Below are 16,819 nucleotides of genomic sequence, written 5' to 3'. Positions count from 1 at the left end.
CCGGCGAGTCTACGGTCCGGCGGCGGTGGGACTACCGCGCCCCGAAGCGCTGCACCTGCCGTGCCACGCGCGCGACCTCCACGACGCCGAGCACGCCGCCGTCGACCAGGAGCACCACCACCGGGCCGTGCCTCTGCGCGCGGGCCACGGCGGCCAGCGCGTCCGCACCGCGCAGCGCGTCGACGGCCTGCTCCGGGGCCAGGCCGCGGGCGACGGCAGTGAGCGGGGTGGCCGCGTAATTCTCCGGGGGGACCTGCCGGACGGCGGCCGGGTCCAGCAGGGCGACGGGTCGCCCCTGCTCGACGAGGACGACGGCGCTGCCCTCGCGACCGGCGAGCGCCGCGGGCAGGTCCGCCAGCCGGGCCACCGCGGGCAGCGCGAGGGCAGGCGTGGCGAGGGCCAGCAGGTCCAGGCCCTGGGCCGAGCGCTGTACCTGTGCCGCGCGCAGGGTCTGGCCCGCGCCGGACCACAGGAAAGAGCCCAGCAGCGCGACCCACACGACGGTGGTCAGGCCCGGCTGCATGCCGCGGACGGCGTAGTACAGCGCCGCGCCGAGAACACCGCCGACGACGACCACCCGGCCCGCCCAGGCGGCCACGGTCATGCCGCGCACACGGTCCCCGGTCACCGCCCAGACGAGCGACTCCAGGACGCGGCCGCCGTCCAGGGGCAGGCCGGGCAGGAGGTTGAACGCCGCGACCAGCGCGTTCGTGAAGAACGCCCCGTACACCACCAGGAACGCCGTCACGTCCGGCGGCACGGCGCGCAGCGCCAGCCAGGCCAGAGCCGCCAGGACGGCGTTGGCCGCCGGGCCCGCCACGGAGACGAGGGCGGAGGAGCCTGCGGTGGGCAGCTCCCGGTCGAAGGCGGTGTGCCCGCCCCAGAAGGTGATGACGTACTCCCGCGGCGGTGCACCGAAGCGGGTGGCGGTCAGGCCGTGGGCGAGCTCGTGGACCAGGACCGAGACGAACAGCATGACGACGACGGCGAGCGTGGTCAGGACCACCGCCGTGGTGGACGCGAACGGGGCGACGCGACGCACGACCGGGAAGTACAGGGCGACGATCACGGCCGCGATGAGCAGCCAGGAGGGTGCCAGCATCACCGGGGTTCCGCCCACCCGCCCCAGCACCCAGCCGGGCCGGCTGCGGGCAGCGCCCTGCCGCACGGAGCGGTCCGGGCCGGGTCTGGGCTGGTACATCACCTCAGCCTACGGGCCGAACCTGGACGGCTGTGGGGGCCGCGCCATCCACACGCCTGCACAGCCTTGTCGGTGGCGGCGGTTAACGTGACAGACATGCCCTCACCCAGTGCCACGATCACCCAGCAGGACGCCGTACCGGCGCCGCCGCCCGCCGCCGGTGCGCCGCGTCGGCGGGCCGCCCTGTCGCCCTCGCGTGCCAAGGACTTCCGTCAGTGCCCGCTGCTCTTCCGGTTCCGGGCCGTGGACCGTCTGCCCGAGCCGCCGAGCCAGGCCGCGGTCAAGGGCTCCCTCGTCCACGCCGTCCTCGAGCACCTCTTCGACCTGCCCGCCGCCGAGCGCACCGAGGAGTCCGCGCAGCGCCTCCTGGACCCGCAGTGGGCACAGCTGCGCGAGAAGCGGCCCGAGGTGGCCACGATGTTCGCTGGCCCGGAGGATCTGGGCGCCTGGCTCGCCCAGGCCCGCAGCCTCCTCACCCAGTACTTCCGCATGGAGAACCCGCAGCGGCTCGAGCCCGCGGAGCGCGAGCTCCTGGTGGAGACCGAGCTGAGCTCGGGCGTGCTGCTGCGCGGCTTCGTCGACCGCATCGACGTGGCCCCCAGCGGCGCGGTCCGGGTGGTGGACTACAAGACCGGGAAGTCACCGAAACCACGGTTCCAGGACGAGGCGCTCTTCCAGATGCGCTTCTACGGCCTCATGCTGTGGCGTTTGCACAAGGTGGTGCCGGCCCGGCTCCAGCTGGTCTACCTAGGCGACGGCCGCACGCTGGCGCACGACCCGGACGAGGCGGAGCTGGTCGCCATGGAGCGCGAGCTCGACGACCTGTGGCGCACCATCGCGGCGACCGCCCGCGCGGGTGACTTCGCGCCACGCCTCTCCCGGCTGTGCGACTGGTGCAGCTTCCAGGCGCGGTGCCCCAGCTTCGGCGGTGAGCTGCCGGAGCTGCCGGAGGGCGGCGTCGAGCACCTGCTGTCGGTGCAGACCGCCGGCTGAGGGGTCCGCCCTAGCGCGAGGTCCGGCCGGCCGGTTCGAGATCGTCGACGACGTCACCGTCAGCGATCCGCGCGAGGAGGTCGAGCTCGACGTCCTCGAGCGTGCGCAGCCGGCTCAGCCCCTCTCGTGCCTCGATGGGGAGCATCAGCGGCACGGCGATGGTGCGGGCACCCGACGCCAGGGCGGATACGACGCCGGTCGGTGAGTCCTCGACGGCCACGCACCGGGTGATGTCCACGCCGAGCCGGTCCGCCGCCGTCAGGTAGGCCTCCGGGTGCGGCTTGCCTCGGGTGACCTGGTCGCCGGTCACGACGACGTCGAAGGTGCCCGGTGGCGCGGCCTCCAGCACTGCGGCCGCGAAGACGTCGTAGGACATCGTGACGAGCGCGCAGGGCACCCCGGCGCCGCGCAGCCGGGCCAGCAGGTCGAGCGCACCGGGCCGCCACGGCGCGCCATGGGTGCGCACACGCTCGACGACGCCGGCGAGGACCTGCTCGACGATCTCCTCGTCGGTGCCCGGGATGCCGGTCTGCGCCCTGATGATCCGGGCGGAGGTGATGAGGTCGTTCCCCACGAGCTGGAGGCCCTGCTCGTGCGTCCAGATGCCGCCGTGCCGCGACACGAGCTCGGTCTCGGAGGCCATCCAGTAGGGCTCGGTGTCGACGAGGGTGCCGTCCATGTCCCACAGGACCGCGGCAGGAGGTGGGAGGTTGTGCACCAGCCGAGCCTACCTTTCCGGTCCGGTTCACCGGTCGGCCGCTTCGCGCGCCGGGGTCGGGCACACGCCTAAGGTTGAGCGCATGACGACTTCGCAGGACGGCCCCACCGGCCGGCCCCACGAGGAGGACGACGCCGCGGACCCCGCGCGTGACGTGCCGCCGGCGTTGCTGCTGGCTGCCTTCGAGGGCTGGAACGATGCCGGTAGCGCCGCCACACAGGCGCTGGACGTCGTCGCCGACGCGTGGGACGCCGAGGTGGTGCACGAGCTCGACCCGCAGGACTTCCACGACTTCCAGGTCAACCGGCCGCACGTGGGCATGGACGACGACGGCCGCCGCACCCTGACGTGGCCGAGCACCACGGTCTCGGTGACCCGTGCGCCGGTGTCGGGCCGCACGGTGGTGCTCGTCCAGGGGGTCGAGCCGTCGTTCCGGTGGCGGGACTACTGCCGGGAGATCCTCGACGTGGCCGAAGGGCTGGGCGTCGGCACGGTGGTGGGGGTGGGTGCGCTGCTCGCGGACGTCCCGCACTCGCGGCCCATCCCGGTGCAGACGTCGTCCAACGACGCCCAGGTGCAGGCGCTGCTCGGCGTGGACGGCTCGGACTACGAGGGCCCGTCGGGCATCGTGGGGGTCCTCGTGCACGCCGCGGCCGAGCGGGACATGCACACCCTCAGCGTCTGGGCCGCCGTGCCGCACTACGTCGCCCAGCCGCCCTCGCCGAAGGCGACCCTGGCGATCCTGCTGCGCCTGGAGGAGCTGGTCGGTGAGCCGCTGCCGGTCGGCGACCTGCCCGACGACGCCCGGGCCTGGCAGGCCGGGGTGGACGAGCTCGCCGGCCAGGACCCGGACGTCGCTGAGTACATCCAGCAGCTCGAGGAGGCCAAGGACACCGCCGAGCTGCCCGAGGCCACCGGCGAGGCGATCGCGCGTGAGTTCGAGCGCTACCTGCGCCGCCGGGACATCCGCCGGGACAAGGGCGAGCGGGGCGACCCGCCCGGGCCGCGCGGCCCCAGCGGAATCTGACTAGACCGCCACCCCGAGCAGGGCATCCACGACGCGCCGGGCCAGCTCCGGCGCCGCCTGGGACATCTCGGACGAGCCGGCGCCCGCACCGGCGAGCGCGGCGTCGACCCACTCGTCGACCGCCTGCACGGCGGCCAGGGCGTCCAGGTCGTCGGCCATCGCCGCCCGCACCCGGGTCAGGAGGGTCTGGGCCTCCGGCCCCTGCGCCTGGTGCATGGCCGTCCGCCACCGGCTCAGCCGGGCCGTGGCCTCGGTGAGGTCGGCGTCGGTGTACTCCCAGTCCTCGCGGAAGTGGTGGCCGAGCAGGACCAGCCGCACCGCCATCGGGTCGGTGCCCTGGGCGAGAAGCTCGGAGACGAGCACGAGGTTGCCGCGGGACTTGCTCATCTTCTCGCCGTGGTAGCCCACCATGCCGCCGTGCACGTGCAGCATGACGGGGGCGGGCTGCTCGGTGAGGACCCGCAGGTGCGACTCGCTCATCTCGTGGTGGGGGAAGACGAGGTCCCGGCCGCCGCCCTGGACCTCCACGACGCCGGTGAGGTGCTCCATGGCGATGCACGCGCACTCGATGTGCCAGCCGGGCCGGCCGCGGCCGAGGGTGGCGCCGTCCCAGTCCGGCTCGCCCGGGCGGGTGCGCCGCCACAGCAGCGGGTCGAGCGGGTTGTGCTTGCCGGCGCGGTCCGGGTCGCCGCCGTTCTCCGCGAAGACCTTCAGCATGTCGTCCCAGCTCATGCCTACCCCGGTCCCGAACAAGGAGTCGTCGGTGACGTTGGCGTAGACGTCGCCGAGCCCGGGCTCGTTCCCGCCGGCACCAGCCGGCAGGTCCACCCGGTACGCGTGGCCCTCGGCGAGCATCTGCTCGACGGCGTCGACCACCAGCGGGATCGCCTCGACCGCGCCCACCAGGTGGGTGGGGGCGAGAACACGCAGGGCGGCCATGTCGGTGCGGTACAGCTCGATCTGGCTCTGGGCGAGCTCGTGCCAGTCCTGGCCGGTCTGCGCGGCGCGCTCGAGGAGCGGGTCGTCGATGTCGGTGACGTTCTGGACGTACTGCACCTCCCGACCGGCGTCCCGCCAGGCGCGCACGAGCAGGTCGAACCCCACGTAGGTGTTCGCGTGGCCCAGGTGGGTCGCGTCATACGGGGTGATGCCGCACACGTACAGCGTGGCGGGTTCCCCCCCGCGGCGGGTCGGGGCGAGGGCACCGGCGAGGGTGTCGTGCACGTGCACGGGGTCCCCGACCCCGGGCAGGTCGGGCAGAGAGGGTGAGGTCCAGGCATGCACAGCCCGACCTTAACGGCCCGGCGTCGCCCTGCCCCGCCTCACCCGGCCTGCGAGACCGCCACGTCCGGGAGGGCGCTGACGAGACCAGTCAGGATCAGCACCACGACCACCACGGCGAGCACGAGCCGGTAGACCACGAAGGGCAGGTAGCCGCGGGTGGAGACGAGCCGAAGGAACCAGATGATGACGAAGTAGCCGACGACGAACGCGACGGCGGTCGCGACAAGCGTCGGGACCGGCTCGATGCCGCCGTCGAGCCCGTCGGTGAAGAGCTTGTAGAACCCCGAGCCGAGCACGGCCGGGATGGCGAGCAGGAACGAGTACCGGGCCGCCGCCTCGCGGGTGTAGCCCATGAGCAGCCCGGCGGTGATGGTGCCGCCGGAGCGGGAGACGCCGGGGACCAGCGCCATGGCCTGGGCGAGCCCGAACAGCAGCGCGTCGCGCCAGGTCATGTGCTCCAGTTGCTTGGTGCGACGCGACAGCGCGTCGGCCACCCCGAGCAGGACGCCGAAGCCCGCGAGGGTCAACGCTGTGAGGTAGAGGTTGCGGAAGGTGTTGTCGATCGCGTCCTCGAGGAGCAGACCGAGCAGGACGATCGGCACGGACCCGGCGATGACGTACCAGCCCATGCGTGCGTCCGGGTCCGTGGTCGGCACCGTGTGCTTCCAGGGGCCGACCGGCAGCGCACCGAACCAAGCCTTGATGATCCGGGCGATGTCCTTGCGGAAGTACAGGACGACCGCGGTCTCGGTGCCGATCTGCGTGATGGCGGTGAAGGCGGCCCCGGGGTCGGTGCCCATGAGGTCGCCGACGATGCGCAGGTGCGCGCTCGAGGAGATCGGGAGGAACTCGGTCAGGCCCTGCACGAGCCCCAGGATCACTGCTTCGAGCCACGTCACGGTCGGCCACCCTACGGCACCTGCACCGCCCTCCCCCGGTGCCGCGGGGCGCCCGTGCGGAACCTCACGCGTCCGCCCTTCCCGATTCGGCCACTACCGTTGGCCTATGCAGCAGCGCAGGGTCGGACGCACAGGTCTGTCGGTCTCCAGCGTGGGCCTGGGCACCATGACGTGGGGCCGGGACACGGACGAGCACGAGGCCGCCGAGCAGCTCGAGGTCTTCCTCGACGCCGGCGGCACGCTCGTCGACACCGCCGCCACCTACGGCGACGGCGACGCCGAGCGCCTCATCGGGTCGCTGCTGGCCGGTGCCGTGGACCGTGAGGACCTTGTGCTCGTCTCCAAGGCCGGCGTGCGCAGCCGCCGCACCCGCGACGGCGGCGGCGTGGTCGACGCCTCACGCGGCAGCCTGCTCGACACCCTCGACGCCTCGCTGACCCGGCTCGGCACCGACCACCTCGACCTCTGGCTCGTGCAGTCCCCGGACGCCGGGACTCCGCTCCAGGAGACCCTCGGTGCTCTGGAGCACGCCGTCCGCACGGGCCGCACCCGGTACGTGGGCCTGTCCAACTACCCGGCATGGACGACGGCGCAGGCCGCCACGCTGCTCTCCCCCGCCGGGCCGCTGGGTCCGGGCGCCCCCGGGCTGACCGCCGTCGAGGTGGAGTACTCCTTGCTCCAGCGGGGTGTCGAGCGGGAGCTGGTGCCGGCTGCACGGGCGCTGGGCACCGGCGTGCTGGCGTGGTCCCCGCTCGGGCGGGGCGTGCTGACCGGCAAGTACCGCCACGCGGTACCGGCGAGCTCGCGCGCGGCCTCGCCGCACCTGCGCGGGTTCGTCGAGCCGTACCTCACCGAGCGGGCGCACGGCGTGGTCGAGGCGGTGACCACCGCCGCCGCCGGGCTCGGCCGCAGCGCCCTGGAGGTGGCGCTGGCGTGGGTGCGCGACGCGCCGGGCGTGTGCTCAGCCATCGCCGGGGCCCGCACCGCGGGGCAGCTGCGCGGGGTGCTCGCTGCGGACGACCTGGAGCTGCCCGCCCCCATCCGTGCCGTCCTGGACGAGGTCACGAACCCGGGGATCGGCTACCCGGAACGCTTCTGAGGTTGGCTGACCGCCGCTGACCGCCGCTGACCGGGCAGGCCGCGAGGCCGCTCGGCTCACTCGTCGTCGAGGTCGTCCAGGTCCTCGTCCTCGTCCTCGTCCTCGAGGTCGTCGTCCTCGTAGTCCTCGTCCTCGTCGGAGTAGATGTCGAATGGCGTGTCGACCCCGAAGCCGGTGAACAGCGCGTCGTCGTAGGTGTCGAAGGCGTCCATCAGCGTGTTCGCCGCGGCGACCACGGCAGGTGCGTCGCTGTCCTGCGCAGCGGCGACAGCGTCGTAGTGTGCCTCGAACGCGGCGACGAGTCGGTCGAGCGCCGCACGGGGGTCGGTAGCCATGAGCCAGAGCCTAGCGCCAGGACAGGTGTGGAACAGACCTGCGCCTGCCGGGGTGGGTATGGTCTGGGGACCAGCTGGAAGGAGCTTGTGCGGATGGCGAGGATGAGCCGCTACGCGTCGAGTCGCGCGTCGCTGAACGCGACCTACTACGAGTACCGCACCCTTACCCTGCCCGGCTCGCTGGGCCGCGGGGACGTACGCCGGCTTCTCACCGAGCAGGCCGAGTACGGCCGCTGGGAGCTGGCCCGGACCCGCGTGTACATCGGGGGGTCGCGCAAGGTGTGGCTGCGCCGCAAGGCGATGCGGGTGGACAGCACCCTCTGAGGTCAGCGGAGTGCGGGCGCCGTCAGCAGGTCCGCAGCAGCCGCCCGAGCACCGACGTGCCGAAGCGCAGCGCGTCCACCGGGACCCGCTCGTCGACGCCGTGGAACATCCCGGCGAAGTCGAGGTCCGCGGGCAGGCGGAGCGGCACGAAGCCGTACCCGGTGATCCCCAGGCGGCGCAGTGCCTTGTTGTCGGTACCGGCCGAGAGCATGTAGGGCAGCACCTGCGCGCCGGGGTCGTGCACGCCGAGGGCGGCGACCATGGCGTCGACCAGGGCGCCCTCGAAGGGCACCTCGTACCCGGGGTCCTCGTGGATCGTCTCGAACCGCACGCCCGGGCCGGCGAGATCGGCGAGCGTCGCGCGCGCCTGCTCCTCCTCGCCGGGGACAGGCCGCAGGTCCACGGCCGCGGACGCGGCGCCGGGGACGACGTTGACCTTGTACCCGGCGTCCAGCTGCGTGGGGCTCGCGCCAGTGCGCAGCGTCGCCCCGACGAACTTCTTCGCCGGGCCGAGCGCGTCGACGAGCCGGTCGATGCCGTCCGGGTCCTCGGGGTCGAACGTGGTGCCGGTGAGGTCCGCCACGCCGTCGAGCAGCCGGCGGACGGTGCCGGTCAGGTGCAGCGGCCAGGCGTGCGTGCCGATCCGGTGCACGGCGCCGGCGAGACGGGTGACGGCGTTGTCCTCGTTGACCTGGGAGCCGTGGCCCGCCGTCCCGTCGGCGAGCAGGCGCAGCCATGCGAGGCCCTTCTCGGCGGTCTGGAGCAGGTAGACCCGCCGCCCGTCCACCTCCACCGAGTACCCGCCCACCTCGCTGATCGCCTCGGTGGCGCCGGCGAAGACGTCCGGGCGGTGGTCGACCAGCCAGTGGGCACCGAACTTGCCGCCGGCCTCCTCGTCGGCCATCAGCGCGACGACGACGTCCCGGGGTGGGCGCCAGCCGGTGCGACCCATGTCCCGGACCAGCGCAAGGATCATCGCGTCCATGTCCTTCATGTCCACGGCGCCGCGTCCCCAGAGCATGCCGTCACGGATCTCGCCAGAGAACGGCGGCACCGTCCAGTCCGGGGCGTGCGCCGGGACGACGTCGGTGTGCCCGTGCAGGACGAGGGCGCCCCGGTCGGGGTCGGTGCCGGGGATGCGGAGCAGCACGCTGGTGCGCCCCGGTGCCGCCTCGATGAGCTCCGGCTCCCAGCCGACCTCCGTGAGGAGGGCGGCGACGTGCTCGGCGGCCGCCCGCTCCCCCGGCCCCGAGCCGTCACCGTAGTTGGAGGTGTCGATCCGGACGAGGTCCTGGCAGATGCCGACGACCTCGTCCTCGGGCCGCAGCGCGGCGGTGGGCGTGGGGGTGGTCGAGGGCTGTGCGGGGTCGGGGGTGCTCACACCCGAAGGCTACCCAGCACCGGCGCACCCATGGCGGCGGCGCGAAGGAGCTTTCAGACGTGGGCGGTGCGCAATCCCGGATGACATCTCACGGAGGAGTTGACATCTCACGGAGGTCAGTGAGTCAGGCCGCGGCGCACGAGCAGCGGGTCGATCACCGCGTCCCGGCCCCGCAGCTCGCGGAAGGAGGCCAGCGGGTCCTGGGAGTACCCGCGGGAGAGCAGCGCCTCGCGGAACCGTGTGCCGGCCGCCCGGTTGAGCCCGCCGTCGCCGTCCTGCGCCTGCTCCTCGAACCACTCGACGGTGTCGGCGTCCAGCACCTCGGACCAGATGTAGGAGTAGTAGCCCGCGTCGTACCCACCGCCGAAGGTGTGGTTGAAGTACGTCGACCGGTAGCGCGGGGGCACGAGCTCTAGACCGACGCCGGCGCGGTCGAGCGCCTCCCGCTCGAACGCCTCCACCTCGGTGGGCTCGGTCGGCACCTGGTCGGGGCCGACCTGGTGCCAGGCCTGGTCGAGGAGCGCGGCGCCGAGGTACTCGGTGGTGGCGAAGCCCTGCCCGTAGGTGCCCGCGGAGAGCACCTTCTCCAGCAGCTCGGCCGGCAGCGGCTCGCCGGTCACGTGGTGGCGGGCGAACCGGGCGACGACGTCGGGGTGCGCCATCCACATCTCGTTGACCTGGGAGGGGTACTCGACGAAGTCGCGGGGCACTGACGTGCCGGACAGGGACGGGTAGCGCACGTCCGAGAAGAGTCCGTGCAGCGCGTGGCCGAACTCGTGGAAGCAGGTGCGCACCTCGTCCCACGTGAGCAGCGTGGGCATGCCCGGCGGGGGCGGGGTGATGTTGAGGTTGTTGACCACGACGGGGCGCTGGCCCAGCAGGCCGGACTGGTCGACGAGGTTGTGCATCCACGCGCCGCCGCGCTTGCCCGGACGCGCGTAGAAGTCGCCGACGAACAGGCCGACGCCGGTGCCGTCGGCCTCGAGCACCTCCCACACGCGCACGTCGTCCGCGTACCCCGCCAGGTCGTCCCGCTCGCGGAACGTCAGACCGAAGAGCTTGCCGGCCGTGTAGAAGACGCCCTCGGTGAGGACGCGGTCCAGCTCGAGGTAGGGGCGCAGGACGGTGTCGTCGAAGGAAAGCCGCTCCTTGCGCAGCCGCTCGGCGTAGTAGGTCCAGTCCGACGGGGCGAGCCGGGTGCCGTCGGGGACGGTGGGGTCGGCATCGAGCATCTCCTGCAGCTCTGCCGCCTCGCGGGTGGCGTTACGAGCTGCGGGGGCGGCGAGCCGGGCGAGCATCTCGCCCACGACGTCGGCGGAGGCGGCGGTGCCGTCCTCGACCACGTACGCGGCGTGGTGGGCGTAGCCGAGCAGCTGGGCCCGTGCCGCGCGGAGCCGGGCGAGCTCGAGCAGCACCGCTCGGGTGTCGGAGGCGGCGTCGACCCCGGTGCCCCGTGTCAGGGAGGCCTCGAGGAGACGGGCGCGCAGGCCGCGGTGGGAGGCCCGGGCCAGCAGCGGTTGCTGGGTGGGCAGCATGAGGGTGACGAGGTGGCCTCCGCCGGGCATGGCCAGCGTGGACCCGGCACGGTCGGCCGCGTTGCGGGCGAGTGCCGCGACCGTGCCCTCGTCCAGCCCGGCGAGCTCGGCCGGGTCCTCGACCCGGACGACGCCGACCTCCATGGCCTTGACCACCCGTTGGGAGAACTCGGTCTCCAGGGTGACGATGCGTCCGTTGAGCGAGCGGAGCTGCTCGTGCTGGGCGTCGGCCAGGCGGATGCCGGCCCGCTGGAAGTTCTTGCGATAGGTGTGCAGCAGCCACGCCGTCTCGGGGTCGAGGTCCAGCAGCGGCGCGGCGTTGGCAAGGGACTCCAGGCGGTCGAAGATGCGCCGGTCGAGCCAGAACGCGTCACCGTGGGCGGCCAGGCGCGGGGCCACCTCGGTCTCGACGGCGTGGATCTCGTCCCCGCCCACGGAGCTGGCGAGGGTGTGGAAGACGGTCATCACCCGGCGCAGCAAAGTTCCCGAGCGCTCGATCGCCTCGAGGGTGTTGGCGACGTCCGGCATGCGCTCGTCGGTGGCCACCGCCTCCCACTCCGCCCGTTGGGCCGCCATGCCGGCAGCGACGGCGGGCCGGAGGTGCTCGACCCCCACGGCCGCGAAGTCGGGGAGCCCGTACGGCAGCGCGGACGGGGCGGCGAAGGGGTTCGAGGCGTCGAGGGCGGCTCCCCCGGCGGGCTCGAAGGTGGCGACGGTCTCGGCAGGCATGCGGGTCATTGTGCCGCCTCGATCCGGTACCGGCTCGCGAGGGTCCAGATGTGCCCGCCCGCGCCGCTCAGCCGCGGGCGGGCGGGCGGTAGCCGTGCCGGGCCAGGACGGCGGGGATGTCTGGGGGGAAGAAGCCCGGGCCCTTGAGCACCTTGCCGTCCTCGCGGTAGATCGGCTGCCCGTCGGCGCCGAGCTTGGACAGGTTCGAGGCCTGGATCTCGCGCAGCACGTCACCGAGCGGGATGCCGCACTCGAGGGCCATGCCGTAGATGACGTAGATGAGGTCACCCAGCGCGTCGGCGGCCTCGACGGTGTCCCGGGTGCCGTCGTCGGCCGCCACCGCCCGGGTGAACGCCGCGGACATCTCCGACCCTGCCGCCTCGCCGTAGACGGCGGCGACGAGCTCGGCGAGCTCCTCCGCCACCAGGGCCATGCGCATGTGGACGCGGTCGCGGTCGACGGTCGGGGCGTCGTCGACGACCGGCAGCCGGTAGGTCTGGTGGAACTGGCGCACGAGCGCCTCCGGGTCGCGCGGGTCCGGGGCGAGCTGCGCCGTCGTGCCGGGACCCCTGAGCGAGTCGGGGCCGTCCCACGGTGCGACCGGTTCGCGGATGTCGCCGCGCTGGAGCGTGCCGATCCACCCGTCGACCCACCGTCCGCGCTTGGCGTTGAGCGCGCGCACGGTGCCCTCGTGGCGGAACCCGTGACGCCAGGCGACCCGCCACGACGCCCAGTTGCCGACGTCGGCCCGCCACAGCACGGTGTCGAGCTCGAGCCGGTCGAAGGCGGCGTCGAGCACGAGGCTCACCGCGCGGGTCATCACGCCGCGGCCACGGGTCTCGCCGGCGAGCCAGTAGCCGAGCTCGCCCCTGCCGTCGCGCACGTCCGCCAGGCCCGCCATGCCGACGAGGGTCGTCCCGCCGTCGTCCACCGTGCGCACCGCCCAGGTGGGCGAGCCCTGCTGCCACCCCTCGGCGACGAGGCCGCCCACGAACCCCTCGGCGTCGCCAGGGGTGTACGGGCTGGGCACGGTCGTCCAGCGCTGGATGTCGGGCTCGGCGCAGATCTCGGCGATCCGGCCCACGTCGGCGGCGGTGGGGATGGTGAGCTCGAGCGTGCCGTCGGCCGAGCGCAGCGCGAAGGGTTCCATGGGCCCCGACCGTACTTGCTCGGCGGGCCCTGCCGGCGACGGCCTCACCAGCGGGCTGCGGGTGTCCACCGTACCGTCTGTGGTATCGGTCACCTGAGCCCCGTTTCCGACGGGCGCGTTCGATCACGCCTCATCCTGCGTGCTATCTTTTACGGCGTTGCCCACGGGGAACGGGGAGGCCGAAAGGCCGCCTCGACACCGCGGAGCACCACCCGTCCGGGTGGCGGAATAGGCAGACGCGCTAGCTTGAGGTGCTAGTGCCCTTTATCGGGCGTGGGGGTTCAAGTCCCCCTCCGGACACTCGTTGAGACAGCGACGACGAAGGCCTCGGCCGGCGGAAACGCCGGGCCGGGGCCTTCGTCGTTCGTCATCCTGATCCCGAGCGCGGCGACGGCTCTGTCGGGCGTGCGGCGGGCCGGCCGCCCGTGCAGCGCGCGAAGGGCCCGGTGACCGATCGACGGTCACCGGGCCCCGAAGGCACCGTGGGTCAGCGAGCCGCGACGGGCTCGTCGATGGCCTCGTTGTCCAGGCCGACCTCAGGGTCGCCCTTGCCGGCGTGGACGGCGGCCTGGATGCGGTCGCCGATCTCGTTGTCCACGTTCTTCCAGTACTGGAAGGCGTTCTGGAGGACGACGTCGTGCTGGACACCCAGCAGCGCGCCCGCGACGGTGTCGACGAGCTGCTGGCGCTGCGCGTCGTTGTACACCTCGCGCACGAGGGTGCCGGGCTGGCCGAAGTCGTCGTCCTCGGCGTGCAGGGCGTAGGCGCTGCGGACCAGCTCGCCGTCGGCCTCCCAGCCGTCGTTGACCGGGCCCGTCTCGTCCGACCACGGGCGGCCGAAGGAGTTCGGCGCGTAGACCGGGGCATCACCGGAGTGCTCGAACGTCATGTTGCCGTCGAACGTGTACGAGCGCACCGGGGCGATCGACTTGTTGACCGGCAGCTGCTGGTAGTTGGTGCCGATGCGGGCGCGCTGGGCGTCGGCGTAGGCGAACACGCGGCCGAGCAGCATCTTGTCCGGGGAGACGCCGATGCCGGGCACCGTGTTGGACGGGGCGAACGCGGCCTGCTCGATCTCGGCGAAGAAGTTCTCCGGGTTCCGGTTCAGCGTCATCGTGCCGACCTTGATCAGCGGGTAGTCCGCGTGCGGCCAGACCTTGGTCAGGTCGAACGGGTTGAAGCGGTAAGCCTTCGCGTCCTCGTACGGCATGACCTGCACGGACAGCGTCCAGCTCGGGTGGTCCCCGCGCTCGATGGCGTCGAACAGGTCCCGGCGGTGGTACTCGGCGTCGGAGCCGGCCAGCTTCTCGGCCTCCTCGTTGCTGAGAAACTCCATGCCCTGGTGGGTGTGGAAGTGGTACTTGACCCAGAACTTCTCGCCCGCGGCATTGATCCACATGTAGGTGTGGGAGCCGTAGCCGTTCATGTGCCGCCACGTCTTGGGCAGGCCGCGCTCACCCATGAGGTAGGTGACCTGGTGGGCCGACTCGGGGTTCTGCGTCCAGAAGTCCCACTGCATGTCGGCGCTGCGCAGGCCGGAGGCGGGGGTGCGCTTCTGCGAGCGGATGAAGTGGGGGAACTTCATCGGGTCGCGCACGAAGAAGACCGGGGTGTTGTTCCCGACGAGGTCGTAGTTGCCCTCGGTCGTGTAGAACTTCAGCGAGAAGCCACGTACGTCGCGCCAGGTGTCGGGCGAGCCCTGCTCGCCGGCGACCGTGGAGAACCGGGCCAGCATGTCCACCGTGGCGCCCGGCTGGAAGAGGGCGGCCTTGGTGTAGCGGGAGACGTCCTCGGTGGTCTCGAACGTACCGAAAGCACCGGACCCCTTGGCGTGCGGGTTGCGCTCCGGCACCCGCTCACGGTTGAAGCTCGCGAGGGTCTCGACCAGGTGGACGTCGTGCAGCAGCAGCGGGCCGTTGGAGCCGACGCTCAGCGAGTTGCGGTCCGAGACGGCGGGGGCGCCGAACTGGGTGGTGGAGGGCGCGTGCGCGCCGTTGCTCTGGGTCAAGAGATCTCCTTCGTGGAAACGGTTTCGGACAGGCAGGAGGGGCACGTGCCCCAATAGATGACCTCGGCCGTGTCGATGACGAAGCCGTGGTCCGTGCTGGCGTGGAGGCACGGTGCGGCGCCGACGGCGCACGGCACGTCCTCGAGGCGCCCGCACCCCCGGCAGACGAGGTGGTGGTGGTTGTCCCCGCGGTGCATCTCGTAGCGGCCGGGCGAGCCCTCAGGCTCGATGCGCCGCAGGATGCCGGCCGAGGTGAGGGCGTGGAGGACGTCGTAGACGGCCTGGGTCGACACCGCGCCCAAGCGGTCGAGCACGCCCCGGCGGATCGTCTCGACGTCCGCGTGAGGATGTTCGGCCACCTCCGCCAGCACGGCGAGGCGGGGCGCTGTCACGCGCAAGCCCGCCTGCCGGAGCAGTTCAGGGAAGGTGGCGGCCATAAATTCAATTCAAGCAGATTAACTGGAATGACTCAAGTTAAGGAGCCGTTCCAGTCCGCTTCGCGCGGTGATTCAGGGCCGCGTGGTGCCGGCGTTCCCGACCATCGGCGTCCAGCCCGTACCAGCCGCCTGTGCCGCCCATGGCCATTCCCTCGCCGTAACGCACGAACCCGCAGCCACTGGCTGCGGGTTCGTCAGCGGGCCACCGGCTTACCGGCTCGCCGGCATCGCTCAGGCCTTCGGCGCCACGCTGATCCGTGCGGTCATCGTGTGGCTCTGGTCGGCGCCGAGCGTGATCGCGTGCTCGAGCGCGTTCGCCGTCTCGACGCACACCATGGTCGGCCACTCGGCGTCGTCGTAGTCGGCCATGGCGGCAGCCTTGGCCGCCCACGGGTTCCACACGACCGTGTTGGCCGAGCTCTCCTTGGCCACGGTGATCGTCCGGGCACTGCCCGGATCCACCGCCACGGCGGTGCCCGTGGAGACGTACACGCGGTCGGTCTCGCCCGTGAAGGCCACCGGCCCGGACTGGTTAAGCCGGTCGGTGCCTGCCCCGGGTGCCTTGTCCAGGTAGGACGCGCCGTCCAGGCCCTCGACGGTCACCGCGGTGGCGTCCTTGACGTGGAAGTACGTGTGCAGGGCCTCCTCGAAGGAGTACTCCTCCCCGCTCGTGTTGCGCACCGACAGCGCGAGGGTCAGCTCGGGCCCGAACGTGACGACGTAGGTCAGCTCGAAGCCGTGCGCCCACGCCTCCACCCCGGGCAGCGCGGCCACGTCGGTATCGGTGAGCCGGAAGGTCAGGCGCACGACGCCGTCGGCGTCGTCTGCGCCGACGAGGGTCCAGTCGGCGAGCCGGGCGAAGCCGTGCGCCGGGGCCATGCCGGCCTCACGTCCGGCACCGAACCACGGGAAGCAGACGGGCACCCCGCCACGGATCGGCTGGCCGGCGGCGAACATGCTCGCCTTGCTCATCCAGATCACCGGGTCCTGACCGGCCGGGGTGTACGCACTGACGTGAGCGCCGTGGAGATACACCTCCCCGGTGGCGACGGGCGTGGACACGCGGAGGACGGGCAGTCCACCCTCGCCGTCCGTGCGGGTGACCGAGGCGGGCAGATCGACAGCGATCAGGTCTTCAGGCATGAGCACGACGCTAGTTGTCCAGCGTGCCCGCCGACACCGGTTGCACGAACTTGCCGCCTACGGCTCGAGCTGGTGGTCCTCGCGCTGCTCGTCGACGTAGGCCGAGAGGATCACCGCGGACAGCTCGTCGATCCGCTCGTCGACGTGCCGGGCCTCGCGCGCCGCGGCCTGCGGGCTCATCGCGGTGAGCAGCGGGAGGGACGCCTCGATCTTGTCCAGCTGGCGGCGCCAGTCCTGCGCCCGGTGCCGTTCGCCGTCGTCGTCGGCCGAGGCGAGCAGGTAGGCCACCTGGTCGCGCATGACACCGATCCGGCGGCGCAGCCCCTCCGGTCCGTGGCTCTCGCGGCGGGTCCGGGCCAGGCGGGTGACCTGGTCCGAGACGAGCTTGTAGATCTCCGGGTTCTCCTCCCGCAGGCGGGTGAGGGTGGGGCCGAGCCGGCGCACCGCCTCCCAGACCGCGGGACCCGCGGCCACCGCGACCTTGATCAACGTCCCGACCTTGCCCACGACACTCCCGTTCACGCTGTCACGTTCCGAGAGGTCAGCCTGCCATGCC

General features: G+C 72.6%; 16 protein-coding genes and 1 tRNA gene. 5 read left to right on the top strand and 12 right to left on the bottom strand.

Translation table 11 applies throughout. From position 1 onward, the window contains the following. Positions 1-31: 31 nt before the first annotated feature. Complete coding sequence (locus FE374_RS07400; protein ID WP_139927913.1) at positions 32-1,201, bottom strand: site-2 protease family protein; 1,170 nt, start codon at positions 1,199-1,201, stop codon at positions 32-34. Positions 1,202-1,297: 96 nt separating this feature from the next. On the opposite strand from FE374_RS07400, the gene FE374_RS07395 reads away from it, so the two are divergent. After that, positions 1,298-2,194, top strand: a complete 897-nt coding sequence (locus tag FE374_RS07395) for a RecB family exonuclease (protein ID WP_179957356.1) — start codon at positions 1,298-1,300, stop codon at positions 2,192-2,194. A 10-nt stretch (positions 2,195-2,204) separates the two neighbouring features. On the opposite strand, the gene FE374_RS07390 is transcribed toward FE374_RS07395, so the two are convergent. Continuing rightward, positions 2,205-2,912 carry an HAD family hydrolase gene (locus tag FE374_RS07390; RefSeq protein WP_230978504.1) on the bottom strand — a complete coding sequence of 236 codons (708 nt, stop codon included), beginning with the start codon at positions 2,910-2,912 and terminating at the stop codon, positions 2,205-2,207. An 82-nt stretch (positions 2,913-2,994) separates the two neighbouring features. Between FE374_RS07390 and FE374_RS07385 the strand changes: the two genes are divergently transcribed. Beyond that, positions 2,995-3,939: a PAC2 family protein gene (locus FE374_RS07385; protein ID WP_139927912.1), complete on the top strand. Its 945-nt coding sequence runs from the start codon at positions 2,995-2,997 to the stop codon at positions 3,937-3,939. On the opposite strand, the gene mshC is transcribed toward FE374_RS07385, so the two are convergent. Beyond that, on the bottom strand, positions 3,940-5,223 hold the full coding sequence (gene mshC, locus FE374_RS07380; RefSeq protein ID WP_139927911.1) for a cysteine--1-D-myo-inosityl 2-amino-2-deoxy-alpha-D-glucopyranoside ligase: 1,284 nt from the start codon (positions 5,221-5,223) through the stop codon (positions 3,940-3,942). A gap of 38 nt (positions 5,224-5,261) precedes the next feature. After that, the gene (locus FE374_RS07375) at positions 5,262-6,122 is read right to left on the bottom strand and encodes an undecaprenyl-diphosphate phosphatase (protein ID WP_139927910.1); all 861 of its coding nucleotides are present in this window, start codon (positions 6,120-6,122) and stop codon (positions 5,262-5,264) included. Between the two features lie 106 nt (positions 6,123-6,228). Here FE374_RS07375 and FE374_RS07370 point away from each other — a divergent pair, with 106 nt between their 5' ends. Beyond that, positions 6,229-7,221, top strand: coding sequence for an aldo/keto reductase (locus FE374_RS07370; protein WP_139927909.1), 993 nt, complete (start codon positions 6,229-6,231; stop codon positions 7,219-7,221). Positions 7,222-7,277: 56 nt separating this feature from the next. Here the strand turns inward: FE374_RS07370 and FE374_RS07365 are convergent, their stop codons facing one another. After that, complete coding sequence (locus FE374_RS07365; RefSeq protein WP_139927908.1) at positions 7,278-7,556, bottom strand: DNA primase; 279 nt, start codon at positions 7,554-7,556, stop codon at positions 7,278-7,280. Between the two features lie 93 nt (positions 7,557-7,649). On the opposite strand from FE374_RS07365, the gene FE374_RS07360 reads away from it, so the two are divergent. Then, positions 7,650-7,880 carry a DUF5703 family protein gene (locus FE374_RS07360; protein WP_221934802.1) on the top strand — a complete coding sequence of 77 codons (231 nt, stop codon included), beginning with the start codon at positions 7,650-7,652 and terminating at the stop codon, positions 7,878-7,880. A 22-nt stretch (positions 7,881-7,902) separates the two neighbouring features. Here the strand turns inward: FE374_RS07360 and FE374_RS07355 are convergent, their stop codons facing one another. From FE374_RS07355 to FE374_RS19785, 3 genes are all read right to left on the bottom strand, one after another. Beyond that, positions 7,903-9,261: a M20/M25/M40 family metallo-hydrolase gene (locus FE374_RS07355; RefSeq protein WP_139927907.1), complete on the bottom strand. Its 1,359-nt coding sequence runs from the start codon at positions 9,259-9,261 to the stop codon at positions 7,903-7,905. A gap of 116 nt (positions 9,262-9,377) precedes the next feature. Next, positions 9,378-11,525, bottom strand: a complete 2,148-nt coding sequence (locus FE374_RS07350; RefSeq protein ID WP_139927906.1) for a M3 family metallopeptidase — start codon at positions 11,523-11,525, stop codon at positions 9,378-9,380. Between the two features lie 67 nt (positions 11,526-11,592). Then, positions 11,593-12,675 (bottom strand): GNAT family N-acetyltransferase, encoded by a 1,083-nt coding sequence (locus tag FE374_RS19785; RefSeq protein WP_139927905.1) that lies wholly within the window; start codon positions 12,673-12,675, stop codon positions 11,593-11,595. Positions 12,676-12,889: 214 nt separating this feature from the next. Here FE374_RS19785 and FE374_RS07340 point away from each other — a divergent pair. After that, positions 12,890-12,975: transfer RNA gene (locus FE374_RS07340), tRNA-Leu, on the top strand. A gap of 187 nt (positions 12,976-13,162) precedes the next feature. Here the strand turns inward: FE374_RS07340 and FE374_RS07335 are convergent. From FE374_RS07335 to FE374_RS07320, 4 genes are all read right to left on the bottom strand, one after another. Next, a complete protein-coding gene (locus tag FE374_RS07335) occupies positions 13,163-14,683 on the bottom strand; it encodes a catalase (RefSeq protein WP_139927904.1) in 1,521 nt (506 codons plus the stop codon). Beyond that, the gene (locus FE374_RS07330; protein ID WP_139927903.1) at positions 14,680-15,120 is read right to left on the bottom strand and encodes a Fur family transcriptional regulator; all 441 of its coding nucleotides are present in this window, start codon (positions 15,118-15,120) and stop codon (positions 14,680-14,682) included. The genes FE374_RS07335 and FE374_RS07330 overlap by 4 nt, the downstream gene beginning before the upstream one ends. 231 nt (positions 15,121-15,351) lie before the next feature. Continuing rightward, entirely contained in the window at positions 15,352-16,263 is a 912-nt protein-coding gene (locus FE374_RS07325; protein WP_139927902.1) for a D-hexose-6-phosphate mutarotase, read from the bottom strand. A gap of 57 nt (positions 16,264-16,320) precedes the next feature. Beyond that, complete coding sequence (locus FE374_RS07320; protein ID WP_139927901.1) at positions 16,321-16,785, bottom strand: hypothetical protein; 465 nt, start codon at positions 16,783-16,785, stop codon at positions 16,321-16,323. Positions 16,786-16,819 lie beyond the last annotated feature (34 nt).

It is taken from the genome of Georgenia yuyongxinii (assembly GCF_006352065.1).
In the GTDB taxonomy this organism is placed as follows: Bacteria; Actinomycetota; Actinomycetes; order Actinomycetales; family Actinomycetaceae; genus Georgenia; species Georgenia yuyongxinii.
The sequence above is the reverse complement of the archived record's forward strand: the minus strand, read 5'-3'. Positions and strand labels throughout refer to the sequence as shown.